Here is a 949-nt window from a genome sequence, read left to right on the forward strand (position 1 = left end):
GGTCGGCTCCGTGGCGGTGGGCGGGGACGCGCCCGTTTCGGTCCAGTCGATGACCACGACGCGTACGTCGGACATCGGTGCGACGCTGCAGCAGATCGCGGAGCTGACGGCGTCGGGCTGCCAGATCGTGCGGGTGGCCTGTCCGACGCAGGACGACGCCGACGCGCTGCCGGTGATCGCGCGGAAGTCGCAGATCCCGGTGATCGCGGACATCCACTTCCAGCCGAAGTACGTGTTCGCGGCGATCGAGGCGGGCTGTGCGGCGGTGCGGGTGAACCCGGGCAACATCAAGCAGTTCGACGACAAGGTCAAGGAGATCGCGAAGGCGGCGAAGGACCACGGCACCCCGATCCGGATCGGGGTGAACGCGGGCTCCCTGGACCGGCGGCTGCTGCAGAAGTACGGCAAGGCGACGCCCGAGGCGCTGGTGGAGTCGGCGCTGTGGGAGGCCTCGCTGTTCGAGGAGCACGACTTCCGCGACATCAAGATCTCGGTGAAGCACAACGACCCGGTGGTCATGGTCAACGCCTACCGGCAGCTCGCCGCGAGTTGCGACTACCCCCTCCACCTGGGCGTGACCGAGGCGGGCCCGGCGTTCCAGGGCACCATCAAGTCCGCCGTCGCCTTCGGCGCGCTGCTCTCCGAGGGCATCGGCGACACCATCCGCGTCTCGCTGAGCGCCCCGCCGGTGGAGGAGGTCAAGGTCGGCAACCAGATCCTGGAGTCCCTCAACCTCCGCCAGCGGGGGCTGGAGATCGTCTCCTGCCCGTCCTGCGGCCGGGCGCAGGTGGACGTGTACAAGCTGGCCGAGGAGGTCACCGCCGGCCTGGAGGGCATGGAGGTGCCCCTCCGCGTCGCGGTGATGGGCTGTGTCGTCAACGGCCCCGGCGAGGCCCGCGAGGCCGACCTCGGCGTCGCCTCCGGCAACGGCAAGGGCCAGATCTTCGTC

The 949-nt window shown here is 70.0% G+C and carries 1 protein-coding gene; it reads left to right on the plus strand.

Translation table 11 applies throughout. The features are described 5' to 3' along the window. Positions 1-949, plus strand: a 949-nt coding sequence (gene ispG, locus IEZ04_RS34305) for a flavodoxin-dependent (E)-4-hydroxy-3-methylbut-2-enyl-diphosphate synthase (protein ID WP_189220914.1), incomplete at both ends; no start/stop codon positions are given.

Origin of the sequence: Streptomyces ruber, from assembly GCF_014648075.1 — a bacterium.
Lineage (GTDB): Bacteria > Actinomycetota > Actinomycetes > Streptomycetales > Streptomycetaceae > Streptomyces > Streptomyces ruber.